Raw genomic sequence first — 26,249 nt, forward strand, 5'->3', positions numbered from 1 at the left:
TTACGCCTCCAGTGCCGGTTCGACTTCCAGCACTTCAATATCAAAATGAACGGTATGCCCGGCCAGCGGATGGTTGAAATCCACGGTGATTGAGTCGCCGTTGATCTCGCGGATCACCCCAGGCATTTCACTGCCGTCCATTGCGGTAAAGAGCATGATGGCCCCAATCTCAGGTTCGCCCGCGTCCATAAATTCACGACGAGAGAAATACTGGATCAGGTCAGGGGTCGGTACGCCAAACGCGGCATCCGGCTCCAGAGAAAAGGTGGTTTTATCGCCCGCCTTCAGGCCAAGAAGATGCTGCTCCAGTCCTTCAGACAGAGAGCCGTCACCCAGGCGAAAAAGCGCTGGCTTTCCGTTGTTACGGGTTGACTCAGCGGTGGAGCCATCGTCGAGCTTCAAAGTGAAGTGCACCAGCACCGCACTGTTACTCTGTACTGATTTAGACATGCAGGTTGCTCACTTATTGTCTTTCGCCAGGCCCGGTATGCGAAGCGTCACCGGGCCTGCTTAAACAGGCCTCTACCCAAAGGCCGGATACGGCGTTTATGCCGCCGTTTTTTGTCTGGAAGGTATAAATCCTTCCAGCACGATCAGCGCCGCACCGATACAAATCGCGCTGTCGGCGAGGTTAAACGTGGCGAAATGCCAGTCCCCGACGTAGAAATCGATCATATCGACGACGAAGCCGTGCCACAGGCGATCAAACAAATTACCCAGCGCGCCGCCAATGATTAACGCATAGGCTATGTTATTTAGTTTCTGCGTCGCTTTTGAACGGTACATCATCACCGTCAAAATAAGGCAGATACCTATCGCAATACCGGCAAAGAACCAGCGCTGCCAGCCACCGCTGTCAGCGAGGAAACTGAACGCCGCGCCATAGTTACGCGCATAATGCAGATTAAGCGACGGGAACAGCGCCACCGTATCCCCCAGAGCAAAGTTCTGGAGGATCAGGTATTTGCTGCCCAGATCGATAATCAGCACGACCACCACCAGCCACAGCCAGCGTAGCCCTGTTGAAAAGATCGGTTTACTCATCAGGCGAACTTACGTTTTTCGCCATCACCGGCGACGTTGCTGACACAGCGGCCGCAGATATCTGCATGTTCCGCCACCTTGCCGACATCTGTAGTGTAATGCCAGCAACGCGGGCATTTATCACCTTCGGCTTTACTCAACGCGACTTTCAGTCCTTTAAGCAATTCGCTCTGCTGTGCGTCGGCAGAAGCCTCCGCATAGTCTGCGACTTTCGCGCCCGAGGTCAACAGGACAAATCGTAATTCGTCGCCCAGCGCGGTCAGCATGGCAGCCAGTTCCGGTTCCGCGTACAGGGTCACTGCCGCTTCCAGAGAACCGCCCACTTTCTTGTCCGCGCGCGCCTGCTCGATCACCTTGTTCACTTCGCCACGCACTTTCAGCAGCTCGTCCCAGAAGGCATCGTTCATTGGCTCGGTTTCACCTAAGCCAAACAGACCGTCGTACCATTCGCCGGTAAAGACGTATTTCTCACGCTCGCCCGGCAGGTAGCCCCAGATTTCGTCTGCGGTGAAGGACATGATTGGCGCCATCCAGCGCACCAGCGCTTCTGCGATATGGTACAGCGCGCTCTGGCAGCTGCGACGCGCGACGCTGTCTGCCTTCGCGGTGTACTGGCGGTCTTTGATGATGTCGAGATAGAACGAGCCCATTTCAACGGAGCAGAAACGCATCAGACGCTGCACCACTTCATGGAAGTCATAGTCCTCGTAGGCTTTCAGGATGTCGTCCTGCGCGGTTTTCGCACAGCCGACCGCCCAGCGATCCAACACCACCATCTCTTCCGGTTTCACCATGTCTTTCACCGGATCGAACCCGTTCAGGTTCGCCAGCAGGAAGCGCGCGGTATTACGGATACGACGATAGCTGTCGGCGGCACGTTTCAGGATCTCGTCCGACACCGCCATTTCGCCGGTGTAGTCGGTAGATGCCACCCACAGACGCAGAATGTCTGCGCCCAGTTTGTTCATCACGTCCTGCGGCGACACGGTGTTGCCGATGGACTTGGACATCTTGCGTCCCTGACCGTCAACGGTGAAGCCGTGGGTCAGAACCTGGCGGTAAGGCGCTTTGCCCTTCATGGCGGTGGAGATCATCAGGGATGACATAAACCAGCCGCGGTGTTGGTCAGACCCTTCCAGATACATGTCGGCAGCGTGACCGGCAAACTCAGGGCGCACGTCAACCACAGAGGCGTGAGTAGACCCGGAGTCAAACCACACGTCCAGGGTATCCGGGACCTTCACGTACTGGTCGGCTTCGTCGCCCAGGATCTCTTTCGGGTCGAGATCCCACCACGCCTGGATGCCGTCAACTTCAACGCGTTTGGCAACCTCTTCCATCAGTTCAACGGCGCGAGGATGCAGCTCTTCGGTATCTTTGTGAACGAACAGCGACATGGGTACGCCCCAGGTACGCTGACGTGAGATACACCAGTCTGGACGGTTAGCCACCATGGATTCGATACGCGCCTGGCCCCAGTCCGGGATCCACTGCACGCCTTTGATCTCTTTCAGCGACTGGGCGCGCAGACCTTTCTGATCCATGCTGACGAACCACTGCGGAGTGGCGCGGAAGATGATCGGCGACTTATGACGCCAGCAGCACGGATAGCTGTGCTGCATTTTCGCCACGTGCAGCAGCGCGCCTTTCTCACGCAGTAGCTCAACGATCGTGTCGTTAGCTTTGAAAACGTTAACGCCGTCCAGCCCAGGATAAGTCCCAGCCAGATACGCGCCGTCCGGCCCTACCGGGTTGGCGATTTCCAGACCGTATTTCAGGCTGATGGTATAGTCGTCAGGACCGTGACCACCAGCGGTATGTACGGCGCCGGTACCTGCATCCAGCGTTACGTGATCGCCGAGGATAGCCGGGACGTCAAATCCCATAAACGGGTGAGTGAAACGCAGCAGTTCCAGCTCCGCGCCTTTTACCGTGCCGAGGATGCGGTAGTCCGCCACGCCAATGCGCTGCATTACGCTTTCCACCAGATCTTTCGCCAGGATCAGCGCCTGACCGTCGATCTGCACCAACGCATAGTCGAAATCCGGCGCCAGAGAGATCGCGCGGTTGGCTGGCAGCGTCCACGGCGTCGTGGTCCAGATAACCAACGAGATCGGCCCGCTGACGCCCGGCAGGCCAAACTTCGCCTGCACTGCATCCTGATCAACCGCACGAAACGCCACGTCGATCGAAGGGGACGTTTTGTCGTAATACTCGACTTCCGCTTCCGCCAGCGCGGAACGGCAATCTACGCACCAGTGCACCGGCTTGGCGCCTTTATGCAGGTGGCCGTTGCCGATGATTTTACCCAGCGCGCGAATGATGTTGGCTTCGGTTTTGAAGTCCATCGTCAGATACGGATGCGACCAGTCACCCAGCACGCCCAGGCGAATGAAGTCTTTTCGCTGACCGTCAACCTGCGTAGCGGCATATTCACGGCATTTGGCGCGGAATTCGGCGGCGGTGAATTTCTCACCCGGCTTACCGTATTCTTGCTCCACTTTCAGTTCGATCGGCAGACCGTGGCAGTCCCAGCCCGGAACATAAGGCGAGTCGAATCCCGCGAGTCCTTTGGACTTCACGATAATGTCTTTCAGAATCTTGTTAACCGAGTGACCAATATGAATGCTGCCATTCGCATAGGGAGGGCCATCATGCAGAATGAAGGTTTTTTTGCCTTTTTTGGCCGCACGAATGATGCCGTACAGATCATCATCAGTCCAACGCGCCAGCATTCCCGGTTCGCGCTTGGCGAGATCGCCGCGCATCGGGAACCCTGTTTCCGGCAAATTCAGGGTTGATTTATAGTCACTCATCAGATTCTCGGTTCCGTATTTAATACATAGGCATTTAAGCCGGGTATCGCCCAAAAAACTCGCGGGCCGTTAATTCATCTCGCGCAATCTGCGCTTTCAGTTCATCCAGCGAAGCAAACCGCTGCTCGTTGCGTATTTTTTTACGCAGCACTACATCTATATGGCGACCGTAGAGGTCCATTGCAATATCCAGCAAGTGCACTTCTAACTGTTGGCGCACGCCCGACACCGTTGGCCGGGTTCCGATATTCGCCACGCCGGGCAATGGCTTTTCGCCAAGCCCCCTCACTTCTACCGCATACACCCCTTTCACCGGGGAGACCTGACGGCGCAGCGGGATATTCGCAGTCGGAAAACCAATGGTGCGCCCCAGTTCATCACCGTGGACAACGCGTCCGGAGAGAGTAAACGGGTGCCCCAGTAAACTTTCCGCCAGCGCCAGATTGTCTTCCGCCAGCGCCTGACGCACGGCGGTGCTGCTGATACGCACGCCGCCTTCACAGAAGGTTTGGGTGCTGGTGACATCAAAGCCATACTCCAGGCCAGCCTTCTGTAATAACAAGAAATCGCCCGCCCGGCCAGCGCCAAAGCGGAAATCATCACCCACAGCCAGAAATTGCACCCCGAGGCGTTTGACCAGCAGATCGCTGATAAACGTCTGCGCGGTAAGCGCGGCGAAACGTCGGTCAAAACGCACGCACAGCACGTAATCGACGCCACATTCCGCCAGGTAACGCAGTTTCTCCCGCAGGCGAGTCAGCCGTGCGGGCGCTTTATCCGTCGCGAATAGCTCAAGCGGCTGCGGCTCAAAGATCATCACCATCACCGGTAAGCCACGTTTGCGCCCTTCTTCCTGCAAACCTTGCAGCAGCGCGCGGTGACCACGGTGCACGCCGTCGAAATTACCAATAGTCAACACACACCCGTGCGGGGCCTGACTAAGATTATGTATGCCGCGTATCAGCTTCATGTCTGGCTCAAAACAGTGAAAATCGCCAAAGTATACCTTGTACCGCGGTCAAGGTTAACCGGCGATTGATGCGCCAAAACGAAAAGCAGATGGATTTCATCACTATGAGGCAAACTCAGCGCCTAAACTGACAAAGCAATTCAATTTTTATCGTCGAAAAGCTGTATTCACGCCCCGCAAGCTGGTAGAATCCTGCGCCATCACTACGTAACGAGTGCCGCTAGATTAACGGCGCTTATTTGCACAAATCCATTGACAAAAGAAGGCTAAAAGGGCATATTCCTCGGCCTTTGAATTGTCCATATAGAACACATTTGGGAGTTGGACCTTGGCTAATATCAAATCAGCTAAGAAGCGCGCCGTTCAGTCTGAAAAGGCTCGTAAGCACAACGCAAGCCGTCGCTCTATGATGCGTACTTTCATCAAGAAAGTATACGCAGCTATCGAAGCTGGCGACAAAGCTGCTGCACAGAAAGCATTTAACGAAATGCAACCAATCGTGGACCGTCAGGCTGCTAAAGGTCTGATCCACAAAAACAAAGCTGCACGTCATAAAGCTAACCTGACTGCACAGATCAACAAACTGGCTTAATCGTCCGTTCGTTGTCGCTTTGTGAAAAAACCCGCTAACGCGGGTTTTTTTATGTCTGCGATCGGGCGTTTGACTGTGCCGGATGGCGGCGGCGCGTTATCCGGCCAACGAGGTTTATTTCGCCACAGGCATAAACAACGCCGAATAGTTGCTGTTACAGATGCGCTGCACTGCCGGGTGTTGAATCATGCGCTCGGCAAATATTGCGTGATACTCCTCCATCACGTTCTCCACGCGTCCTATCTCAACGATTGAATCATCTGCATAAAAATCATTTGCATAGAGCGTAGGCGCGACGAAAATCGCGTTGTGCGTGGCACCAAAGGCTTTCATTAACGCCGCGTCGTCGAACTCACCTAAAATCTCGACGTTGAGCCCCTGAGAGTTAAACCAGTTCAGCAATTTGCGTCCCAGCATAGAACGCCGACCAGGCACTAACAGGCGGCGCTCCTCCAGGCAGGCCGGAAATGGCTTTTCCGGCAGCGGATTCGTGCACCAGAAGCTGACGCTGCATTCACCAATTTTTACCGAAAACAGCCCCTCCTGCTGTGTCGAATCGATCGGGCAGTCGGAAATGATCATGTCCAGCTTATGCTGGCTTAATTGTTCCAGCAGCATTTCATGAGTGGACTCAAAGCAGCGCAGATGAATTTGTTCATCTTCCACCACCGCCGCGTCCAGTACGCTGCTGACCAGACGTTTTGACAGCGCATCCGCAACGCCCACATCAAACAGCAGGTTCGACTCTTTGCGGTAGTTAACGATATCCAGCATCTCCTGGCTGAGCGTGAACATTTTATCGGCATAGCGGAATACCAGTTCGCCAAGCTCGCTGGGTTCAAGGCCGCGCCCTTTACGCTTGAACAATTTGCCCTGCAAACGCTCCTCGAGCGCTTTGATCTGTCCGGTAATGGTTTGCGGCGTCAGATACAGCGCTTCCGCCGCGCCAACCACGGATCCCTCTTTATAAACGTGCCAGAAATAATAGAGATGGTTGTAATTGATATGGGACATACTCTCTCCCTGAAAAATGTCACAAAAAGGGGAGCTGACTGCGCTCCCCTGCGAATGCTTACGCTCAGGCCGCCGCGCTTAAACGCGCGCGTAGCCAGCTATAGCCAATTACTGCCGACAGCAGCGAACCAATCAGGATCCCCAGCTTCGCCCAGTTAATCAGTTCCGGATCAACGCTGCCAAACGCCAGGCTGGCGATAAAGATCGACATAGTAAAGCCAATGCCGCACAGAATGCCGACCGCCATGATCTGCGGGAAGGTCGTCCCCTGCGGTAATTGCGCCATTTTCAGACGCAGCGCCAACCAGCAGAACAGACTAATGCCCAGCGGTTTACCTATCAGCAGGCCAGCAATAATGCCCAACGGCAGGATGGAGGTGAGCCCATCGATCGTCACGCCCTGCAGGGAAACACCCGCGTTGGCGAAAGCAAACAGCGGCAGGATCATGTATGCCACCCACGGGTGCAAAACATGCTCCAGACGCTTCGCCGGAGAACGCCCGTGTTTCTCCTTGAGTGGAATAAAGAACCCGACAATCACCCCCGCTAACGTTGCGTGTACGCCAGACTTGAGCACCGCTGTCCAGAGCACGACGCCCACCAGAATATAAACCCCCGTTCGTCTTACCCCACACAGATTCAGCAGCGCCAGTACCGCAATGGCGCATGCCGCCACGCCCAGAGATACCATCGACAGATCGCTGGTATAGAACAGCGCGATAATCACAATCGCGCCCAGGTCATCAATAATCGCCAGCGCCATGAGGAAAATTTTCAACGCCAGCGGTACACGGCTGCCCAGTAACGCCAGTACGCCCAGCGCAAAAGCAATATCCGTCGCCGCCGGGATCGCCCAGCCCTCACGTGTTACCGGGTCGGCATAGTTAAACGCCAGATAGAGCACAGCCGGAACAATCATCCCACCAATAGCGGCAATAACGGGAAACGCCGCCTGACGCAAGCTGGCAAGGGAGCCTTGCATCAGTTCCCGCTTGACTTCCAGACCAATCAACAGAAAAAACACCGCCATCAGGGCATCGTTAATCCATAACAACATGTTTTTGTTGATTTCAAGCGCGCCAACGCGCAGTTGTACAGGAGTGTCAAGAAAAGCGTGGTACCACCCACTGGTGGCGCCGCTATTCGCCATTATCATGGCCAGCGCAGCGGCGATGATCAGTATGATGCCTCCGGAGGCGTCGCTGCTAAAGAATCGATGCAGATGTTTCACTTTTTATTCTCGCTTTCAGGTGAATACTTCGTAATGACCATCTTACTCCGCATGAATCATCGTTAAAATTAGATTATTTATGATGAATGAATCGGTTTTTACGAGTATAGACCAAAACAAAAAAGCCCGAGATCTCTCAATCTCAGGCTTGTTAAGCGAAATAACCGATGTGTCTTAGCGTGTCAGATCGTCGAAGAACTTTTTCACGCCGTCGAAGAAACTCTTGGAACGTGGGCTGTTATTTTCCCCTGTCGGTCCGCCAAAGCTTTCCTGCAGATCTTTCAGCAGTTGCTTTTGCTTTTCGTTCAGGCCTACCGGCGTTTCCACCACCACGCGACATAACAGATCGCCCTGCGCGCCGCCGCGAACGGACTTCACGCCTTTTCCGCGCATACGGAACAGTTTGCCGGTCTGCGTTTCGCCAGGGATTTTCAGCTTCACACGTCCGTCGAGCGTCGGAACTTCAATCTCGCCGCCGAGCGCCGCCATTGCAAAGTTGATCGGTACTTCACAGTACAGGTTATTCCCTTCACGTTCGAAGATCGGGTGCTGTTTCACCTGGACCTGAACATACAGATCGCCTGCCGGAGCGCCGTGCTCCCCTGCTTCGCCCTCGCCGGAAAGACGAATGCGATCGCCGGTATCCACACCTGCCGGGATTTTAACCGACAGCGTTTTGCTTTTCTCAACGCGACCATGACCGTGACATTTGTTGCACGGGTCTTTGATCAACGTACCCCGTCCCTGACAGTGCGGACAGGTTTGCTGAACGGCAAAAAAGCCCTGACGCATCTGCACCTGGCCGGAGCCGTGGCAGGTCGGACATGTCTGCGGCTGAGTGCCCGCTTTTGCCCCGCTACCGTGGCAAACATCACACTCTTCCAGCGTTGGAATACGGATCTCTTTGGTCACGCCACGTACGGCTTCTTCGAGGGTGAGATCCATGTTGTAACGTAAATCGGCCCCACGCGCGGCACGTTGACGACCCCGGCCACCGCCGAAGATATCGCCAAAAACGTCACCAAAAATATCGCTGAAGTCAGCGCCGCCGCCAAAGCCGCCGCCACCGCCCATTCCACCCTGCTCAAACGCAGCATGCCCGTACTGATCGTAAGCGGCGCGTTTTTGCGCATCGGTCAGCACTTCGTAGGCTTCTTTGATCTCTTTGAACTTGGCTTCGGCCTCTTTATCACCTTGGTTACGGTCCGGGTGATATTTCATGGCCAGGCGCTTGTAGGCCTTTTTGATTTCACGCTCTTCCGCTGATTTGGAAACGCCCAAAATCTCGTAATAGTCTTGCTTAGCCATCTCTTTTTATCTGCCCTTAACATGCGTGCACGGGCGGAGAGGAAACCTCTTCGCCCGTGCCAGTAATTACCCGTTCAAAGGGCGATTATTTTTTGTCTTTCACTTCTTCAAACTCAGCGTCGACAACATCGTCATCTTTCGCATTGTTTGCGGAAGCGTCAGCGGAGCCTGCCTGCTGCTGTGCGTGCTGCTGCTGGGCGATCTCCATCAGTTTCTGGGAAACCTGCGCCAGTTCCTGCATCTTCGCTTCGATAGCCCCTTTGTCTTCACCTTTCAGCGCCGTTTCCAGGCCGCTCAGCGCAGACTCAATGGCCGTCTTATCGTCAGCCGGCAGCTGATCGCCTGCTTCTTCTACCTGCTTACGCGTGCTGTGCAGCAGATGGTCGCCCTGGTTGCGGGTCTGAACCAGCTCTTCGAACTTACGGTCAGATTCTGCGTTCGCTTCTGCTTCGCGAACCATTTTCTGAATCTCTTCCTCGTTCAGGCCAGAAGATGCCTTGATGGTGATCTTCTGCTCTTTACCGCTGTTTTTGTCTTTCGCGGAAACGTGCAGGATACCGTCAGCATCGATATCGAAGGTGACTTCGATCTGCGGCATGCCGCGCGGCGCTGGGTTGATACCATCCAGGTTGAACTGACCCAGAGATTTGTTATCAGACGCGCGTTTACGCTCACCCTGCAGCACATGGATGGTTACCGCAGACTGGTTGTCTTCTGCAGTAGAGAACACCTGGCTGTGCTTGGTCGGGATGGTGGTGTTTTTGCTGATCAGCGCAGTCATGACGCCGCCCATCGTTTCGATACCCAGCGACAGCGGGGTAACGTCGAGCAACAGAACGTCTTTCACATCCCCGGTCAATACACCGCCCTGAACGGCAGCACCGATAGCCACGGCTTCGTCCGGGTTAACGTCTTTACGCGGTTCTTTACCAAAGAACTCAGCCACTTTCTTCTGCACCATTGGCATACGGGTCTGACCACCAACGAGAATAACGTCGTTGATATCAGATACGGACAGGCCAGCGTCCTGCAGCGCAACTTTCAGCGGCTCGATAGAACGGTTCACCAGATCTTCGACCAGGCTTTCCAGTTTCGCGCGCGTCACTTTGATGTTCATGTGTTTCGGACCGGTGGCATCTGCGGTGATATACGGCAGGTTCACATCGGTCTGCTGTGCGGAAGAAAGTTCGATTTTCGCTTTTTCCGCCGCTTCTTTCAGGCGCTGCATGGCCAGCGGGTCATTACGCAGGTCAATGCCCTGATCTTTCTTAAATTCTTCAACCAGATAGTTGATCATACGGCTGTCGAAGTCTTCACCACCCAGGTGGGTATCACCGTTGGTTGCCAGAACTTCGAAGGTTTTTTCGCCGTCAACTTCGTCAATTTCGATAATAGAGATATCGAAGGTACCGCCACCGAGGTCGTAGACCGCGATAGTACGGTTGCCAACTTCTTTATCCAGACCGTAAGCCAGTGCCGCTGCGGTCGGTTCGTTGATGATACGTTTGACTTCCAGACCTGCGATACGGCCAGCATCTTTGGTTGCCTGACGCTGAGCATCGTTAAAGTATGCAGGTACGGTAATAACCGCTTCCGTTACCGGCTCACCCAGGTAATCTTCCGCCGTTTTCTTCATTTTTTTCAGCACTTCGGCAGAGATCTGCGGCGGCGCCATTTTCTGGCCTTTCACATCAAGCCACGCGTCGCCGTTATCGGCGCCGATGATTTTGTACGGCATGATAGAAACATCGCGCTGGACTTCTTCGTCCTGGAAGCGGCGGCCAATCAGGCGTTTGATCGCAAACAGGGTGTTTTGCGGGTTTGTCACTGCCTGACGTTTAGCCGGCTGACCAACCAGAGTTTCACCATCCTGGGTATATGCAATGATAGAAGGCGTGGTGCGATCGCCCTCAGCATTCTCCAGCACGCGTGCCTGAGTGCCGTCCATAATCGCTACACAAGAGTTGGTAGTACCCAGGTCGATACCAATAATTTTACCCATCTAAACGTCTCCACTAAAAATTCGGTCAACATGTGGTTGTGAGTCTGTAATAAGGGCGAAACGTGCGGTTTCAACTACCCCTGAATCGTTTTTTTTCAGACTCGCCATTGCGGTTGACTACTAAGTGGGGTCGTAACCCACTTCATCAAGGGGGGAATGAAAAAAATTTTTGCTTTTGATGAGAAAAAAGCCTCCGACGGAGTTGTGATGTCAATCACGTCAAAAATAACGCCGTTTCCCCTGATGAGATCATAGACAGCCACCTCGCCCCTGATTATTATGCCGCGCCCCGAACGCGGAACCGTTTTTCGGGGAAACTATTTCACCATTCAATCAATGATGATTTTTGAGGATTTATGGGCAACACTAAGTTGGCTAACCCGGCACCGCTGGGCCTGATGGGCTTCGGCATGACCACCATTCTGCTTAACCTGCATAACGCGGGTTTCTTCGCCCTTGACGGTATTATTCTCGCGATGGGAATTTTCTACGGCGGCATCGCGCAAATATTTGCCGGTCTGCTCGAATACAAAAAAGGCAACACTTTCGGCTTAACCGCCTTCACCTCTTACGGCGCCTTCTGGCTGACGCTGGTCGCCATTCTGCTGATGCCGAAAATGGGTCTGACCGACGCGCCGAATGCGCAGTTCCTCGGGGTATACCTCGGTCTGTGGGGCGTCTTCACGCTGTTTATGTTCTTCGGTACGCTGAAAGGCGCACGCGCGCTGCAGTTCGTCTTCCTGAGCCTGACCGTTCTGTTCGCCCTGCTGGCTGTCGGCAACATCGGCGGCAGCGAAGCGGTGATCCACATCGCAGGTTGGGTCGGTCTGGTATGCGGCGCCAGCGCAATTTACCTGGCGATGGGTGAAGTGCTGAACGAGCAGTTTGGCCGCACCATTTTGCCAATCGGCGACGCGCATTAATCATTTATCCCCCCGCCTGGGGGGATACTCTCACTGCCGTTGTAGCTCAGCCTGTATGTCCGTGTTGTGATAACACCTATCCTGCCGCAACCAAATTCCCAGTCCTAGCCCTACCAGCGACAGCGCCAGCACATACCATGCCGGGGCCATTGGCGATACGTTCATTAGCAACGTCACCGCAATGGGCGTCAGGCCGCCGAAAATGGCGTAGGAAACATTGTACGAAAACGAAATGCCGGAAAAGCGAACCTCCGCAGGGAACGCGCGTACCATTACGTATGGCACAGCGCCGACCACGCCTACGCACAATCCCACCAGCCCGTATAAAAGAAATAATCGCGCCGGGTGTTCACCCGCCAGGTGATAGAAGAGCCCACTGGAACAGGCCAGCAGAACACTGCCGACAATAAAGGTTTTGCTGGCGCCGACGCGATCGACAAGGTAGCCGGAGAGCAGGCAGCCGACGCAGAGCATGATGGTCGCCACGCTGTTGGCCTGGAGCGTCAGGGCGGGAGCCAGTCCATACTGTTTTTGCAGCCAGACCGGCGACATCAGTATGACCACCACAATACCCGCAGAGAGCAGCCAGGTCAGCAGCATTGAGATGATGACGGCTTTCTGATGCCTGACCACCACCGACTTCACCGGTAACTCCTGCGCCAACGCTTTACGCTGTTGCATTTCCAGAAAGACAGGCGTTTCCTGTAACCAGCGGCGCAGGTACATCGCCACCAGGCCAAATACACCGCCGAGCAGGAAAGGAATGCGCCAGCCATAGTCGTGGACCGCCTGGGAAGAAAAATGGGTATTGACCTGTGTTGCCACCACTGAGCCGAGCAGGATACCCACCGTCAGCCCCGCCGTTAGCGTGCCGCAGGCAATGCCGATACGATGTTCCGGCACATGTTCGGCGACAAACACCCACGCGCCCGGCACTTCACCGCCAATCGCCGCCCCTTGCAGGATGCGCATCAGCAACAATAACAGCGGCGCGGCAATGCCTATCGCGGCATAAGTCGGTAACAGACCTATCGCCAGCGTGGGCACCGCCATCAGCAGGATGCTCAGAGTGAACATTTTCTTGCGCCCGACCAGATCGCCGAAATGCGCCATGATGATGCCGCCTAACGGACGCGCCAGATAGCCTGCGGCAAAAATACCAAAGGTCTGCACCTGACGAAGCCATTCCGGAATGTCTGCCGGGAAAAACAGCTCACCAACAACGGCGGCAAAAAAGACGAAGATAATGAAGTCGTAAAACTCCAGCGCGCCGCCCAGAGCGGCCAGCGTCAGCGTTTTATAGTCCTGACGATTCAAAGATCGGGCATGTTGTGACATAGCAAACCATCATTAAGGCGTGATTGGGCGATCGCGCATCGCCCTTGTAAAGTAAACCTTACTTTAACGTAAATAAATCAACACGCCAGATTTGCCGATGCTTATGTCACAAAAACATATAATTTAGCTATTTGTTTCGCGCCGCGCGCTTTTCGGACGAAATGCTGCTACAACTTCCGCTGCTGTTTCGACGTAAGGCCCGTCAAGCAACTGTATACAATACGGTACACTGGCAAAAATACCCGCGACCACCACGCTGCCATCCGCTGCTTTGACCCCTTCCAGCGTCTCTTTAATCGATTTCGGCTGGCCCGGCAAATTGAGGATCAGCGCCTGTTTGCGGATCACCCCAACCTGGCGCGAGAGAATCGCTGTCGGTACAAAGTGGAGGCTAATCTGCCGCATTTGTTCACCGAAACCGGGCATCTCGCGGTCGGCAATGGCCAGCGTCGCGTCCGGCGTGACGTCGCGACGCGCCGGACCGGTACCGCCGGTAGTCAGCACCAGGTGGCAACTCATTTCGTCGACCAGTTCGCACAGCGTCTGCTCAATAATGGCCTGCTCATCGGGAATTAAACGCGTCTGCACGTCAAACGGCGTTGTCAGCGCTTTGCCCAGCCATTCTTCCAGAGCCGGGATGCCTTTATCCTGATAAACACCGCTGGACGCGCGGTCAGAAATCGACACTAAGCCGATGCGTAAGGTATTCATATTCATTCCATTCAACTGATGCATTTAGGGAATGATACACGCAGAGGGGATTTTCAGACAGAGGACGAGAGAGGTCGCGTGACCGGGGATCCGGTCACGCGGAATGATTACAGCAGATCGCCGATCATTTTTTCCAGTTTTTCCTGGTCAACGGCAAACTTACGGATACCGTCCGCCAGTTTGTCCACCGCCATTGGATCCTGGTTGTGCTGCCACAGGAACTCAGACTCGGTAATACGTTCCGGGCGCGCTTTCACTTCGCCAGAGAAGGACAGTTTACGTTCAACAGCGCCTTCGCTTTCAGCCAGTTCTTTCAGCAGCGCCGGAGCGATCGTCAGGCGATCGCAACCTGCCAGCTCAAGGATTTCGCCGATATTGCGGAAGCTTGCGCCCATTACTACCGTCTCGTAGCCGTGCTGTTTGTAGTATTCGTAGATTTCCGTTACGGAAACCACGCCCGGATCTTCTGCCGGAGCATACTCTTTCTTATCGGTATTGGCTTTGTACCAGTCCAGAATACGACCAACAAACGGGGAGATCAGGTAAACACCCGCTTCAGCACAGGCGCGCGCCTGAGCGAAGGAGAACAGCAGCGTCAGGTTACAGTTGATGCCCTCTTTTTCCAACTGCTCAGCGGCACGGATGCCCTGCCAGGTGGAAGCCAGCTTAATCAGAATGCGATCGTTGCTGATGCCCGCATCGTTATAGAGCTTAATGATGCGTTTTGCCTTAGCGATAGACGCTTCGGTGTCGTAGGACAGACGCGCATCCACTTCCGTGGAGATACGGCCCGGAACCAGTTTGAGGATTTCCAGACCGATGTTGACCGCCAGCTTATCGGTAGCGTCAACAATCTGCTGCGCGCGGTCGCTGCTCTGCTGCTTAGCCCAGGCAACAGCGTCATCAATCAACTTGCGGTATTCCGGGATCTGCGCTGCGTTAAGAATGAGAGAAGGGTTGGTTGTGGCATCCTGCGGCTGATACAGCTTCATTGCCGCGATGTCTCCGGTGTCGGCCACCACGGTGGTGAACTGACGAAGGGAGGTCAATTTGTCCGTCATGATAGTGTTTCTCTTTAAACAGCTTGTTAGGGGGATGTAACCGGTCTGCCCTGATGATAACACGACGCAGTGTCAGCGCAACCGCAGACAATGCGGTTATCCCCGTCGCGCCGCCAGGGTCAATTTTCAGCGCTTGTCTTGATGTCACGCGCGATTCGTGCGCTCAACCTCATGTATGATTGATGCCCGCTACCCGTTGTCCAGCAGCGTATATACTATTCGACAATTGGTAACGCTTACACGGGATTGTTAAAGCGTACCGGCAGCAACAAGAGGGATGTTAATGCCTGACTTCTTTTCATTTATCAACGACGTGCTCTGGGGATCGGTCATGATCTACCTGCTCTTTGGAGCAGGCTGCTGGTTTACCTGGCGCACTGGATTCGTTCAATTTCGCTATATCCGCCAGTTTGGCAGAAGTCTGAAAAACAGCGTGAACCCGCAACCGGGCGGGCTAACCTCATTTCAGGCATTATGCACCAGTCTTGCCGCGCGGATAGGGAGCGGCAACCTGTCCGGCGTCGCGCTGGCGATCACCGCCGGCGGACCGGGCGCGGTTTTCTGGATGTGGGTCGCTGCCGTTATCGGCATGGCCACCTCCTTCGCCGAAAGCGCCCTTGCCCAACTGTATAAAGAGCGCGATCGCCACGGCCAGTTTCGCGGTGGTCCGGCGTGGTATATGGCGCGCGGTTTAGGCATGCGTTGGATGGGCGTGCTGTTCGCCCTCTTTTTACTGATAGCGTATGGGATGATTTTCAATGGCGTGCAGGCAAACGCCGTTTCGCGCGCGCTCCATTTTTCGTTTGATTTCCCGCCCCTGGTCAGCGGCGTGGTCCTCGCCGGCGCCGCGTTGCTGGTTATCGTCAGGGGCATCCGGGGCGTGGCGCGAATGATGCAGTGGTTTGTTCCGATGATGGCGCTGCTATGGGTGGTGACCAGCCTGGTGGTCTGTGCAATCAATATCGACCTGATCCCTGACGTGGTACTGTCCATCGTGCAGAGCGCGTTTGGCTGGCAGGAAGCCGCAGGCGGCGCGGCAGGGTACACGCTGAGCCAGGCCCTTACCAGCGGCTTTCAGCGCAGCATGTTTTCTAATGAAGCCGGAATGGGGTCAACGCCGAATGCCGCCGCCGCGGCAGCCTCCTGGCCGCCGCACCCCGCAGCCCAGGGCATCGTACAGATGATCGGCATTTTTATCGACACGCTGGTGGTCTGCAGCGCCACCGCCATGCTGGTTTTGCTGGCTGGCAACGGCACGACCTATGCGCCGATGGAAGGCATACAGTTGATCCAGAAAGCGATGAGCGCGCTGGTTGGCGAGTGGGGTGGCGATTTTGTCGCCATTGTGGTGACGCTGTTTGCCTTTAGTTCGATCGTGGTGAACACCATTTATGCCGAGAACAATCTGTTCTTTCTGCGAATGGATAACCGGCGGGCCATCTGGACATTGCGGTTTGCTGCCTGTTCTACGGTGATCGCCGGGACGCTGATGAGTTTCCCCGTTTTGTGGCAACTTGCCGACATCATCATGGCCTGCATGGCGATAACCAACCTGACCGCGATTCTGCTGCTGTCGCCGGTGGTGCATACCCTCGCCAGCGATTATTTACGCCAGCGTAAACTGGGCGTGCGTCCCGTCTTCGATCCGCTACGGTACCCGGATATTGAACCGCAGCTGGCGCCGGATGCCTGGGACGATATCCCACGGAACTAATCGCAACTATCGATCAACTCTGTCGCGTTTTTTGCTAAAGTCGCAGAAAATTTCCTGCAAGGACTGGATATGCTGATTCTGATTTCACCTGCAAAAACCCTCGACTATCAAAGCCCGCTGGCGACAACGCGCTTTACGCAACCCGAGCTGCTGGATCACGCCCAGCAGCTTATTCATGAGGCGCGCAAGCTGTCGGCGCCGCAAATCGGCAAGCTGATGGGCATCAGCGATAAACTTGCCGATCTGAATGCCACCCGCTTTCATGACTGGCAGCCCGACTTTACGCCGGAAAACGCCCGCCAGGCTATTCTCGCGTTTAAGGGCGATGTGTATACCGGTTTGCAGGCGGAAACCTTCAGCGACGCGGATTTCGAGTTCGCCCAGCAGCATTTACGTATGCTGTCAGGGTTATACGGCGTCCTGCGCCCATTGGATCTGATGCAGCCGTACCGTCTGGAAATGGGGATTCGTCTGCAAAACGCCAGAGGGAAAGACCTGTATCAGTTTTGGGGCGACGTGATTACCAACAAGCTAAACGACGCGCTGGCGGCGCAGGGAGACCGGGTGATTATCAATCTGGCGTCGGACGAATACTTTAAATCGGTGAAACCGCAGAAATTGAATGCAGAATTAATCAAGCCGGTGTTTCTTGATGAGAAGAACGGCAAGTTTAAGGTGATCAGCTTCTACGCCAAAAAAGCGCGCGGCCTGATGAGCCGGTACATTATTGAAAATCGCCTGACGAAACCGGAACAATTGACCGGTTTTAATCGTGAAGGCTATTTCTTTGATGAAGCCGCATCAGGGGATGGCGAATTGGTGTTTAAGCGCCACGAGCAGTAATGAGCGATGGTCTGATGGCGGCACGCCGCCATCAGACATTGCAGATACAGCCGCGATTATCTCCGGCTCATCATCAGCTTACGCAGAGCGGCGAAATCCGCCGGAAGCGAATGGGAAAGCAGCGGCAGATCGGCCCTTTCCGCCAGCGCTTTCGGCAGATCCAACGTTTCGCCCAGGATCGCTTCCACGCTCTCTTTAAATTTCGCCGGATGCGCCGTACCGAGAAACAGACCGTACTCGCCCGGATTCAGGCGATCGCGCAGGGCGCGGTACGCTACCGCCGCGTGCGGCTCCGAGGTATATCCCTTCGCTTTGAGCTCACGCAGGGTCTCTTTGGTGGTTTCATCATCCACTGCGGCATAGCCCAGCTCATTCAGACGCCAGATCTTACGACGGAACAGCTCCTCAACGCGCGGCCAGTTGTTCGGCTGGCTGACATCCATGGCGTTCGACAGAGTCGCCTGCGTCGCTTTCGGCGCCCATTTGCCCTCCTGCAGGAATCTCGGTACGGTATCATTGACGTTGGTCGCCGCGATAAAGCGCTTCACCGGCAGGCCAAGCGACTTCGCCAACAGGCCCGCCGTCAGATCGCCAAAGTTTCCGCTCGGTACAGAGATGACCAACTGATTGCGCGCGTCTTGCGGCAACTGCGCGACGGCTTCAAAGTAATAACAAATCTGCGCCAGCAGACGGCTGATATTGATCGAGTTCGCCGAGTTCAGCCCCAGCGTGACTTTCAGTTCCTCATCATCGAACGCCTGCTTCACCAGCGCCTGACAAGCATCGAAATCGCCATCAATCGCCACGGTTTCAATGTTGCCGCCGAGGGTGCAGAACAGTTTTTCCTGTAGCGGGCTGATCTTGCCGCGCGGATACAGAATAACGACGCGCACGTTCGGCAGACCGTAAAACGCATGGGCCACGGCAGCGCCAGTATCACCTGATGTCGCCGTCAGAATGGTCACCGGCTTGTCGCCGCTGATTTGGGTCAGCATCTGCGCCATAAACCGGCCGCCGAAATCCTTAAACGCCAACGTTGGGCCGTGGAACAGCTCCAGACAGCCGACGTCGCCTTCAACCTGTGTGACCGGCGCCGGGAAGGCAAACGCGGCGCGCACGCGCTCTTCAAGGATCGCCTGCGGGATCTCATCGCCAATAAAAGCGGAAAGAATCTTCGCGCTCCGGCTGACGAAATCCTGGTTCAGCATGTCATCGACTTCTGTCAGGCTAAATTCCGGCAGGTCGTGCGGAAAAAACAGCCCCTGATTTTTGCCCAGCCCCTGCGTGACGGCCTGCGCGAAGTTAACCTGTTCGTTATGATCTTTAAGATTGTAGAGTTTCATTAATTATCCCAATACCCGTGCGCCTGCCGTGTCCAGCCGGCAAATATGAACAAAGCCTTCCTGATTTTGCAGATAGTTTTTCTCAAGCCAGTCTGCCACCCGCTGTGCGGTATCCGGCTTATCGCACAGCGCGAACAGTGTCGGCCCTGATCCGGAAATCCCGCTCGCCAGCGCGCCGATTTCCGCCACCGCCTGACGCGCCAGGCTGAAGCCAGGCAGCAGACGCTCGCGGTACGGCTCGGCAATCACGTCCTTCATCAGTTTTGCCGCCAGCCCTGGCTGACGGGAATAACAGGCATGAATAAAACCCGCCAGATGCCGCCCGTGGGCGATGCAGTCCTGACGACGATATTGCGCAGGCAAAATCGCGCGCGCTTCCGCCGTAGAGACCTTAATGCCCGGATAAGCCAGCACCCACAGCCATTCATCAAAGCCTGGCACCTGCTGGCTGATAATGCCGTTTTCTTCAATCATCAGCTGCATGCCGCCGAGAAAACACGGCGCCACATTATCGTAATGAATACTGCCTGAGATACGGCCTTCCAGCTCGCCCATGATCGCCAGCAGCCGGGTATCGTTCAGCGGCTTTCCGCAGTGCGCGTTCATCGCCACCAGCGCCGCTACCACAGAACAGGCGCTGGAACCTAAACCGGAGCCAATCGGCATATTCTTTTCCAGGGTCATCGCCACCGGGATCGGTTTACCCAACTCCTGGCAGAAACGCTCCCAGCATTGATACACAATGTTTTCGCGTGGCTCGGTCGGCAGTTTGTCGGCGAAATGGCCGCGATTTTGCAGACTGAAGCTTTCCGCCGCGTCAACCGTTACCACATCGCCTAACAGTGAACCATCAACCGGCGTTACGGCCGCCCCGAGCACATCGAATCCAACGCTCATATTGGCGCTGGAAGCCGGGGCATACACTTTAACCATCTTAGACTCCTAACTTCCATGAGAGGGTGCGCAGCAGGTCGGCAAATACCCCTGCCGCCGTCACGTCGTTACCGGCGCCGTAACCACGCAGCACCAGCGGCAGCGGCTGGTAATAGTGGCTGTAGAAGGCCAGCGCGTTTTCGCCGTTTTTCACTTTATATAACGGATCGTTGCCATCCACTTCAGCAATTTTCACCCGGCACACGCCGTCTTCTTCGATGTTGCCAACATAGCGTAAGACGTTGCCCGCATCACGCGCTTTTGCCACTCGTGCGGCAAAGGCGTCATCCAGTTGCGGCAGGTTCGCCATAAACGCCGCGACATCGCCGGAATCGTCAAATGTTTCCGGAAGGACTGGCTCAATTACGATGTCAGACAGCTCCAGCTCACGCCCGGTTTCACGGGCGAGGATCAGCAGCTTGCGCGCAACGTCCATCCCGGACAGATCGTCACGCGGATCCGGCTCGGTATAGCCCATTTCGCGCGCCATTTTGGTGGCGTCCGAAAGGCTCATCCCTTCGTCCAGCTTACCGAAAATAAACGACAGCGAACCAGACAGGATGCCGGAAAATTTTTGCAGTTCGTCACCCGCGTTGAGCAGGTTTTGCAGGTTCTCGATTACCGGCAAACCCGCGCCGACGTTAGTGTCGTAAAGGAATTTACGCCGTGACTTCGCCGCCGCGAAACGCAACTGGTGGTAATAATCCATCGACGAGGTATTCGCCTTTTTGTTCGGCGTAACGACGTGGAAACCTTCACGCAGGAAGTCTGCATACTGATCCGCCACCGCCTGGCTGGAAGTACAGTCGACAATCACCGGGTTCAGCAGATGGTAGTCTTTCACCAGCCGAATTAAGCGTCCCAGGTTAAACGGCTCTTTCGCTTCCGCCAGCGCCGCCTGCCAGTTTTCCAGGTTCAGACCGTGTACGTTAGTCAACATTGCCCTGGAGTTCGCTACGCCGCAGACGCGCAGATCGATATGCTTGTTCTTAAGCCAGGTTTGCTGTCGCTTAAGCTGCTCCAGCAGTGCGCCGCCGACGCCGCCGACGCCGATGACAAATACTTCAATCACCTGGTCGGTATTGAACAGCATCTGATGGGTCACACGGACGCCCGTAGTGACATCGTCATTGTTCACAACAACCGAAATGGAACGTTCGGAAGACCCTTGAGCGATTGCGACAATATTGATATTGGCGCGAGCCAGCGCGGCGAAGAATTTAGCAGAGATCCCGCGCAGCGTGCGCATGCCATCTCCCACGACCGAAATGATCGCCAGACGTTCTGTGACTGCCAGCGGTTCCAGCAGCCCTTCTTTCAGCTCAAGATAGAACTCGTCCTGCAACGCGCGCTGGGCGCGGGCGCAGTCTGCCTGCGGCACACAGAAGCTGATGCTGTATTCCGATGATGACTGGGTGATCAGCACCACCGAGATCCCGGCGCGTGACATTACCGCGAAAACGCGCGCCGCCATCCCCACCATGCCTTTCATTCCAGGGCCGGAAACGTTGAACATCGCCATATTGTTGAGATTAGAAATACCTTTCACCGGCAGGTCGTCTTCGTCACGGCTTGCGCCAATGAGCGTGCCCGGCGCCTGCGGGTTACCGGTATTTTTAATCAGGAAAGGGATCTGGAACTGTGCGATTGGGGTGATGGTACGGGGGTGAAGGACTTTCGCGCCGAAGTAGGAGAGCTCCATCGCTTCCTGATACGACATCGACTTCAGCAGCCTGGCATCCGGTACCTGGCGCGGATCGCAGGTATACACGCCGTCAACGTCAGTCCAGATCTCGCAGCAGTCGGCGCGTAAGCAGGCGGCCAGTACTGCGGCAGAGTAATCGGAACCATTGCGGCCCAGCACCACCAGCTCCCCTTTCTCGTTCCCGGCGGTGAAACCGGCCATCAGAATCATGTGATCGGCCGGAATGCGTCCGGCGGCAATACGACGCGTCGATTCGGCAATATCAACGGTAGATTCGAGGTAGTGACCGACAGCCAGCAATTTCTCGACGGGATCGATAACGGTCACGTTGTGGCCGCGAGCTTCCAGCAGGCCCGCCATGATGGCAATTGACATTTTTTCGCCACGGCAGATAAGCGCAGCGTTGATGCTGTCCGGGCACTGGCCGAGCAGGCTGATCCCATGCAGTACATGTTTAATCTGGGCAAACTCTTGCTCAACGAACGCTTTCAACTTCGCCACCGGGAAGCCCGGTTGCGCCTCAGCGAGCCCAGTCAGAAGTTCGGCAAAAATACGTTCGGCATCGCTGATATTGGGCAAAGCGTCCTGGCCGCCGATAGTCTTTTCAATCATGGCCACCAGATGGTTCGTTATTTTCGCCGGGGCAGAAAGTACGGTCGCTACCTGCCCCTGCCTGGCATTGCTCTCCAGAATATCGGCAACCCGCAGAAAACGTTCTGCATTTGCCACTGATGTACCGCCGAACTTCAACACTCGCATGGTTGTTACCTCGTTACCTTTGGTCGAAAAAAAAGCCCGCACTGTTCAGGTGCGGGCTTTTTTCTGTGTTTCCTGTACGCGTCAGCCCGCACCGTTACCTGTGGTAATGGTGATGGTGGTGGTAATGGTGGTGCTGATGCGTTTCATAGATGTTGTGTGCTCTGTCATTTTTATCTGTCTGTGCTTGTCTATACCCTGAATACGTCGAGTTGCACGAAGGCGGCAAATGAACAATGTCCGATGAGCCTGGCTAAGCGATTTCGCTGGGCGACCGCTGAGAGCACACCTGCAACGTGAAGTATGACGGGTATATATTGGTTAAAGTATCTGATGACCTAAGTCAATAAATAATTGATTTACTCACCTTACGAAACTTGTTCATGTGCTGCTGCCGTCAGGTTTACTTTTAACCGATAAACCAGGTTAGCCCCTCTTGTTTTTAGCAAAAATAACCACAAGCCAGACAATTAACAAACAATTATTCTGTGATATTTTTTTCGATATCATGCACCAGTCGATGCAGCATGGCGGTGTCTCGCTGACCTAAAAGTCCCAAACGCTGTTGTAACCAGTCGACCAGCTTTTGGTCATCTGCGACATCTAAGGTCATCAGCAATTGCATGAGGCGGGAACGTAACGCCTGTAACTGAAATTCATCAGATACGTCGATATTTTTAGCCGGTTGTTGCATTAAACCTGCTAATTGATAGCAATAAACCATGACGGCCTGCCCAAGATTAAGGGAGGGATAATCCGCCACCATTGGCACGCCGGTCAGCACGTCCGCCAGCGCCAGTTCCTCATTGGTTAAGCCGGAATCTTCACGGCCAAACACCAGCGCAGCATGATTCATCCAGCCTGCTTTTTCGTCCAGCAACGGCACCAGTTCTGCCGGCGTGGCGTAGTAATGGAATTTCGCCCGGCTGCGGGCGGTCGTGGCGATGGTAAAATCGACATCCTGAATCGCGTCAGCAAGCGTGGGAAAAACAGCAATATTATCAATAATATCGCCGGAACCATGCGCGACCCAGCGCGTTGCTGGCTCCAGATGCGCCTGGCTGTCCACAATACGCAACTGGCTGAATCCCATTGTTTTCATCGCGCGTGCCGCCGCGCCGATATTTTCCGCTCTCGCCGGGGCAACAAGGATAATTGTGATACGCATTTAGCTACTCTTTAGATATGCCCGCGCAGAATAACGTGACCAATGTCAACTTATTACGCAGAGCGAATTTACAAAATTTTAACGAAAAAAGCTGAAAAACCGTTTCACCTTCAATAAAAGACGCTAAACTATTTCCTGACTTTACTAACATTTTTTATGTTAACAGAAACAGTATATCCTGCTGTTTATCTAAGACAATTTGATTTAAAATGAAACGCATTCATCGGATTCATTGCGTTAATTAGTTTTCCTGTGCAACTAGTTGGATTATTGCAAATTTGTGATGAACGCTAGCATTTGGATACGATGATTTCATCAAACTGTTAACGTGCTACAATTGAACTTGATATATGTCAACGAAGCGTAGTTTTATTGGGTGTCCGGTACGTCTTAGCCTGTTATGTTGCTGTTAAAATGGTTAGGATGACAGCCGTTTTTGACACTGTCGGGTCCAGAGGGAAAGTACCCACGACCAAGCTAATGATGTTGTTGACGTTGATGGAAAGTGCATCAAGAACGCAATTACGTACTTTAGTCATGTTACGCCGATCATGTTAATTTGCGACATGCATCAGGCAGGTCAGGGACTTTTGTACTTCCTGTTTCGATTTAGTTGGCAATTTAGGTATCAAACATGCAGACCCCGCACATTCTTATCGTTGAAGACGAGTTGGTAACACGCAACACGTTGAAAAGTATTTTCGAAGCGGAAGGCTATGATGTATTCGAAGCGACAGATGGCGCGGAAATGCATCAGATCCTCTCTGAATATGACATCAACCTGGTGATCATGGATATCAACCTGCCAGGGAAAAACGGCCTTCTGCTGGCGCGTGAACTGCGCGAACAGGCGAACGTTGCGCTGATGTTCCTGACGGGCCGCGATAACGAAGTCGACAAAATCCTCGGCCTCGAAATCGGTGCGGACGATTACATCACCAAACCGTTTAACCCGCGCGAACTGACTATCCGTGCCCGTAACCTGCTGTCCCGTACCATGAACCTGGGTACTGTCAGCGAAGAACGTCGTAGCGTTGAAAGCTATAAGTTCAACGGTTGGGAACTGGACATCAACAGCCGTTCTCTGATCGGCCCTGATGGCGAGCAGTACAAACTGCCGCGCAGCGAGTTCCGCGCGATGCTGCACTTCTGTGAGAATCCAGGCAAGATCCAGTCTCGCGCAGAACTGCTGAAAAAAATGACCGGTCGCGAGCTGAAGCCGCATGACCGTACCGTTGACGTGACTATCCGCCGTATTCGTAAGCATTTCGAATCCACGCCGGACACCCCTGAAATCATCGCCACCATTCACGGTGAAGGTTACCGTTTCTGCGGCGATCTGCAGGACTAAACGGGTTACCACCGTCATTGAAAAACGGCGCTTTGTGCGCCGTTTTTTATACCGGGAAGAAAAACTCTTTATTTCCAGAGACGCAATGCGTCGTCCTGATTATCTGGCGTCACCGGCGGCACAGGCTTAGCACGGGAAAACGTATACCAGTCCAGATGGCGTGTCAGGAACATCACCCCGCCCAGCGCCAAAAGCAGTACCGCCGTCCCCAACAGCAGCGCGCTATCCTCGGAGCGCAGCAGCACCCACATCACCCCATCAAGCAACAGTAAAGCCAGCGTGAAAACGATACTGATACGCCAGCCTTTCAACACCGCCTGCAAATAGACGCCATTCATCATCGCCCCGACCAGACTCGCCGCTATCCACGCTGGCGTAAAGCCAATGTGTTCGGACAGCGCCAACAGCAGCAGGTAAAACATGACCAACGAAAGCCCCACCAGCAGATACTGCATGGGATGAAGCCGTTTTCCGGTCAGCGTTTCGAAGACAAAGAACGCCATGAACGTGAGACTGATCAGCAAAAGCGCATATTTTGTCGCTCTGTCCGTTAACTGATATTGATCGGCGGGTGTCGCAACGGCGACGCTGAACGAAGGCAAACGGTACCAACCGTCTTTTTGCGTAGCGACAAACTCTTCGCCGAGATTGTTGGCAAACCAGCTGCTTTGCCACTGGGCCTGAAACCCGGACGGGCTGATTTCACGTTTACCCGGCAGGAAATCACCGAGGAAATTCGGATGCGGCCAGTTGCTGGTGAGCGTCATTTCACTGCTGCGCCCGATGGGCACCACTGAAAAAGAGCCGGTTCCGCTTAAGTTTAGCGACATCGCCAGGTTCAGGTCGCGCGTCGCCCACTGTTCATCCGGCAGGGGAATGTGGATCCCCGCCCCGCTCCCGGTTAACCCCGTCCCCGGCTCGACGGCGAGTGGGATGCCATTGACCGTCGGCGCTTTCACTACGCCAATCCCCCGCGCGTCGCCGACGCCCATCACAATAAACGGTTTCCCCAGCCTAATCGAAGGCTTGTTCAGCGCATTCAGGCGCGCAACGTCAAACTTCGCGTTGATCGCCAGGTCGGTATGCCAGACCTGCCCCTGATAAATGCCTACCTTGCGTGCTTCGACATTCTGATTGCCTTCCACCATCAGCGACTCCGGTAGCCAGAAGTGGATAAAACTGCGGGTGCGCTCTACTTTTTTGTCATCTTCCATCACCGTGTACAGTTCGCTGACGGGTACTGCAATCAATGGCCCCACCACTTTTTGCGGGCCGCTGGTGCTCTGCCGAATGGCATCCTCCACCGTATCGCGGTAATCAGCGCGTTCAACAATAATCTGCCGGACCATCATCAGCGGGATCAGCAGTAACACGATCGCGCCACCTAAGGTGACGACTTTCCAGAACAGGGGGGATTTCAACATAG

The 26,249-nt window shown here is 54.6% G+C and carries 23 protein-coding genes, 1 pseudogene and 1 other annotated feature; of the genes and pseudogenes, 5 read left to right on the forward strand and 19 right to left on the reverse strand.

Translation table 11 applies throughout. The features are described from left to right. The 5 genes and pseudogenes from fkpB to OOJ60_RS14920 all read right to left on the reverse strand — a co-directional run. Entirely contained in the window at positions 1-450 is a 450-nt protein-coding gene (gene fkpB / locus OOJ60_RS14900) for an FKBP-type peptidyl-prolyl cis-trans isomerase (protein ID WP_042290212.1), read from the reverse strand. A 96-nt stretch (positions 451-546) separates the two neighbouring features. Then, on the reverse strand, positions 547-1,044 hold the full coding sequence (lspA, locus tag OOJ60_RS14905; protein WP_042290214.1) for a signal peptidase II: 498 nt from the start codon (positions 1,042-1,044) through the stop codon (positions 547-549). Then, entirely contained in the window at positions 1,044-3,860 is a 2,817-nt protein-coding gene (ileS, locus tag OOJ60_RS14910; RefSeq protein ID WP_042290217.1) for an isoleucine--tRNA ligase, read from the reverse strand. Before ileS ends, lspA begins: the two co-directional genes overlap by 1 nt. Positions 3,861-3,894: 34 nt before the next feature. Then, positions 3,895-4,830, reverse strand: coding sequence for a bifunctional riboflavin kinase/FAD synthetase (gene ribF, locus OOJ60_RS14915; RefSeq protein WP_042290220.1), 936 nt, complete (start codon positions 4,828-4,830; stop codon positions 3,895-3,897). A gap of 7 nt (positions 4,831-4,837) precedes the next feature. Beyond that, a pseudogene (locus OOJ60_RS14920) lies at positions 4,838-5,050 on the reverse strand (DUF2575 domain-containing protein); the annotation flags it as partial. 108 nt (positions 5,051-5,158) lie between these two features. On the opposite strand from OOJ60_RS14920, the gene rpsT reads away from it, so the two are divergent. Then, entirely contained in the window at positions 5,159-5,422 is a 264-nt protein-coding gene (rpsT, locus tag OOJ60_RS14925; protein WP_002887965.1) for a 30S ribosomal protein S20, read from the forward strand. Between the two features lie 114 nt (positions 5,423-5,536). On the opposite strand, the gene nhaR is transcribed toward rpsT, so the two are convergent. From nhaR to dnaK, 4 genes are all read right to left on the reverse strand, one after another. Continuing rightward, the gene (gene nhaR, locus OOJ60_RS14930) at positions 5,537-6,436 is read right to left on the reverse strand and encodes a transcriptional activator NhaR (RefSeq protein ID WP_042290226.1); all 900 of its coding nucleotides are present in this window, start codon (positions 6,434-6,436) and stop codon (positions 5,537-5,539) included. 64 nt (positions 6,437-6,500) lie between these two features. Continuing rightward, positions 6,501-7,667 carry a Na+/H+ antiporter NhaA gene (gene nhaA, locus OOJ60_RS14935; protein ID WP_042290227.1) on the reverse strand — a complete coding sequence of 389 codons (1,167 nt, stop codon included), beginning with the start codon at positions 7,665-7,667 and terminating at the stop codon, positions 6,501-6,503. Positions 7,668-7,841: 174 nt separating this feature from the next. Continuing rightward, positions 7,842-8,975, reverse strand: a complete 1,134-nt coding sequence (dnaJ, locus tag OOJ60_RS14940) for a molecular chaperone DnaJ (RefSeq protein WP_042290231.1) — start codon at positions 8,973-8,975, stop codon at positions 7,842-7,844. Between the two features lie 85 nt (positions 8,976-9,060). Beyond that, positions 9,061-10,977 carry a molecular chaperone DnaK gene (dnaK, locus tag OOJ60_RS14945; RefSeq protein WP_205612789.1) on the reverse strand — a complete coding sequence of 639 codons (1,917 nt, stop codon included), beginning with the start codon at positions 10,975-10,977 and terminating at the stop codon, positions 9,061-9,063. 356 nt (positions 10,978-11,333) lie between these two features. On the opposite strand from dnaK, the gene satP reads away from it, so the two are divergent. Further along, on the forward strand, positions 11,334-11,900 hold the full coding sequence (satP, locus tag OOJ60_RS14950; RefSeq protein ID WP_042290236.1) for an acetate uptake transporter: 567 nt from the start codon (positions 11,334-11,336) through the stop codon (positions 11,898-11,900). Positions 11,901-11,930: 30 nt separating this feature from the next. Here satP and OOJ60_RS14955 read toward each other — a convergent pair whose 3' ends face one another. The 3 genes from OOJ60_RS14955 to tal all read right to left on the reverse strand — a co-directional run bounded on the left by OOJ60_RS14955 (position 11,931) and on the right by tal (position 15,010). Then, positions 11,931-13,238: an MFS transporter gene (locus OOJ60_RS14955; protein ID WP_205612790.1), complete on the reverse strand. Its 1,308-nt coding sequence runs from the start codon at positions 13,236-13,238 to the stop codon at positions 11,931-11,933. Positions 13,239-13,361: 123 nt separating this feature from the next. After that, positions 13,362-13,949, reverse strand: coding sequence for a molybdopterin adenylyltransferase (mog, locus tag OOJ60_RS14960; protein ID WP_060570766.1), 588 nt, complete (start codon positions 13,947-13,949; stop codon positions 13,362-13,364). A 107-nt stretch (positions 13,950-14,056) separates the two neighbouring features. Continuing rightward, positions 14,057-15,010, reverse strand: coding sequence for a transaldolase (tal, locus tag OOJ60_RS14965; protein WP_042290242.1), 954 nt, complete (start codon positions 15,008-15,010; stop codon positions 14,057-14,059). Between the two features lie 283 nt (positions 15,011-15,293). Between tal and OOJ60_RS14970 the strand changes: the two genes are divergently transcribed. After that, on the forward strand, positions 15,294-16,724 hold the full coding sequence (locus tag OOJ60_RS14970) for an alanine/glycine:cation symporter family protein (RefSeq protein WP_060570767.1): 1,431 nt from the start codon (positions 15,294-15,296) through the stop codon (positions 16,722-16,724). A gap of 69 nt (positions 16,725-16,793) precedes the next feature. After that, positions 16,794-17,567 carry a peroxide stress protein YaaA gene (gene yaaA / locus OOJ60_RS14975; RefSeq protein ID WP_205612791.1) on the forward strand — a complete coding sequence of 258 codons (774 nt, stop codon included), beginning with the start codon at positions 16,794-16,796 and terminating at the stop codon, positions 17,565-17,567. 56 nt (positions 17,568-17,623) lie between these two features. Here yaaA and thrC read toward each other — a convergent pair whose 3' ends face one another. The 6 genes from thrC to yjjY all read right to left on the reverse strand — a co-directional run bounded on the left by thrC (position 17,624) and on the right by yjjY (position 24,011). Further along, positions 17,624-18,910, reverse strand: coding sequence for a threonine synthase (thrC, locus tag OOJ60_RS14980; protein ID WP_205612792.1), 1,287 nt, complete (start codon positions 18,908-18,910; stop codon positions 17,624-17,626). Between the two features lie 3 nt (positions 18,911-18,913). Then, entirely contained in the window at positions 18,914-19,843 is a 930-nt protein-coding gene (thrB, locus tag OOJ60_RS14985) for a homoserine kinase (RefSeq protein WP_042290253.1), read from the reverse strand. Position 19,844: 1 nt separating this feature from the next. Next, entirely contained in the window at positions 19,845-22,307 is a 2,463-nt protein-coding gene (gene thrA, locus OOJ60_RS14990) for a bifunctional aspartate kinase/homoserine dehydrogenase I (RefSeq protein WP_205612793.1), read from the reverse strand. A gap of 25 nt (positions 22,308-22,332) precedes the next feature. Then, positions 22,333-22,453 (reverse strand) — a sequence feature (Thr leader region). Further along, on the reverse strand, positions 22,389-22,454 hold the full coding sequence (gene thrL / locus OOJ60_RS14995) for a thr operon leader peptide (RefSeq protein ID WP_001386572.1): 66 nt from the start codon (positions 22,452-22,454) through the stop codon (positions 22,389-22,391). It overlaps the preceding feature by 65 nt. Before the next feature lie 331 nt (positions 22,455-22,785). Further along, complete coding sequence (locus OOJ60_RS15000; protein WP_060570769.1) at positions 22,786-23,472, reverse strand: tRNA/rRNA methyltransferase; 687 nt, start codon at positions 23,470-23,472, stop codon at positions 22,786-22,788. 398 nt (positions 23,473-23,870) lie between these two features. After that, entirely contained in the window at positions 23,871-24,011 is a 141-nt protein-coding gene (gene yjjY, locus OOJ60_RS15005) for a protein YjjY (protein ID WP_001541509.1), read from the reverse strand. A gap of 95 nt (positions 24,012-24,106) precedes the next feature. On the opposite strand from yjjY, the gene arcA reads away from it, so the two are divergent. After that, positions 24,107-24,823 (forward strand): two-component system response regulator ArcA, encoded by a 717-nt coding sequence (gene arcA, locus OOJ60_RS15010; protein WP_001194359.1) that lies wholly within the window; start codon positions 24,107-24,109, stop codon positions 24,821-24,823. A gap of 68 nt (positions 24,824-24,891) precedes the next feature. Here the strand turns inward: arcA and creD are convergent, their stop codons facing one another. Beyond that, a complete protein-coding gene (gene creD, locus OOJ60_RS15015; RefSeq protein WP_205612794.1) occupies positions 24,892-26,247 on the reverse strand; it encodes a cell envelope integrity protein CreD in 1,356 nt (451 codons plus the stop codon). Positions 26,248-26,249: the final 2 nt, after the last annotated feature.

Origin of the sequence: Citrobacter sp. R4, assembly GCF_026719175.1 — a bacterium.
Taxonomy (GTDB): Bacteria; Pseudomonadota; Gammaproteobacteria; order Enterobacterales; family Enterobacteriaceae; genus Citrobacter_A; species Citrobacter_A sedlakii.

What these genes read in the sequence shown, in the direction of transcription:
- fkpB (WP_042290212.1), bottom strand. Translation starts at nt 450, where the DNA reads ATGTCTAAATCAGTACAGAGTAACAGTGCGGTGCTGGTGCACTTCACT.
- lspA (WP_042290214.1), bottom strand. Translation starts at nt 1,044, where the DNA reads ATGAGTAAACCGATCTTTTCAACAGGGCTACGCTGGCTGTGGCTGGTG.
- ileS (WP_042290217.1), bottom strand. Translation starts at nt 3,860, where the DNA reads ATGAGTGACTATAAATCAACCCTGAATTTGCCGGAAACAGGGTTCCCG.
- ribF (WP_042290220.1), bottom strand. Translation starts at nt 4,830, where the DNA reads ATGAAGCTGATACGCGGCATACATAATCTTAGTCAGGCCCCGCACGGG.
- nhaR (WP_042290226.1), bottom strand. Translation starts at nt 6,436, where the DNA reads ATGTCCCATATCAATTACAACCATCTCTATTATTTCTGGCACGTTTAT.
- dnaJ (WP_042290231.1), bottom strand. Translation starts at nt 8,975, where the DNA reads ATGGCTAAGCAAGACTATTACGAGATTTTGGGCGTTTCCAAATCAGCG.
- dnaK (WP_205612789.1), bottom strand. Translation starts at nt 10,977, where the DNA reads ATGGGTAAAATTATTGGTATCGACCTGGGTACTACCAACTCTTGTGTA.
- satP (WP_042290236.1), top strand. Translation starts at nt 11,334, where the DNA reads ATGGGCAACACTAAGTTGGCTAACCCGGCACCGCTGGGCCTGATGGGC.
- OOJ60_RS14955 (WP_205612790.1), bottom strand. Translation starts at nt 13,238, where the DNA reads ATGTCACAACATGCCCGATCTTTGAATCGTCAGGACTATAAAACGCTG.
- mog (WP_060570766.1), bottom strand. Translation starts at nt 13,949, where the DNA reads ATGAATACCTTACGCATCGGCTTAGTGTCGATTTCTGACCGCGCGTCC.
- tal (WP_042290242.1), bottom strand. Translation starts at nt 15,010, where the DNA reads ATGACGGACAAATTGACCTCCCTTCGTCAGTTCACCACCGTGGTGGCC.
- OOJ60_RS14970 (WP_060570767.1), top strand. Translation starts at nt 15,294, where the DNA reads ATGCCTGACTTCTTTTCATTTATCAACGACGTGCTCTGGGGATCGGTC.
- yaaA (WP_205612791.1), top strand. Translation starts at nt 16,794, where the DNA reads ATGCTGATTCTGATTTCACCTGCAAAAACCCTCGACTATCAAAGCCCG.
- thrC (WP_205612792.1), bottom strand. Translation starts at nt 18,910, where the DNA reads ATGAAACTCTACAATCTTAAAGATCATAACGAACAGGTTAACTTCGCG.
- thrB (WP_042290253.1), bottom strand. Translation starts at nt 19,843, where the DNA reads ATGGTTAAAGTGTATGCCCCGGCTTCCAGCGCCAATATGAGCGTTGGA.
- thrA (WP_205612793.1), bottom strand. Translation starts at nt 22,307, where the DNA reads ATGCGAGTGTTGAAGTTCGGCGGTACATCAGTGGCAAATGCAGAACGT.
- OOJ60_RS15000 (WP_060570769.1), bottom strand. Translation starts at nt 23,472, where the DNA reads ATGCGTATCACAATTATCCTTGTTGCCCCGGCGAGAGCGGAAAATATC.
- yjjY (WP_001541509.1), bottom strand. Translation starts at nt 24,011, where the DNA reads ATGACTAAAGTACGTAATTGCGTTCTTGATGCACTTTCCATCAACGTC.
- arcA (WP_001194359.1), top strand. Translation starts at nt 24,107, where the DNA reads ATGCAGACCCCGCACATTCTTATCGTTGAAGACGAGTTGGTAACACGC.
- creD (WP_205612794.1), bottom strand. Translation starts at nt 26,247, where the DNA reads ATGTTGAAATCCCCCCTGTTCTGGAAAGTCGTCACCTTAGGTGGCGCG.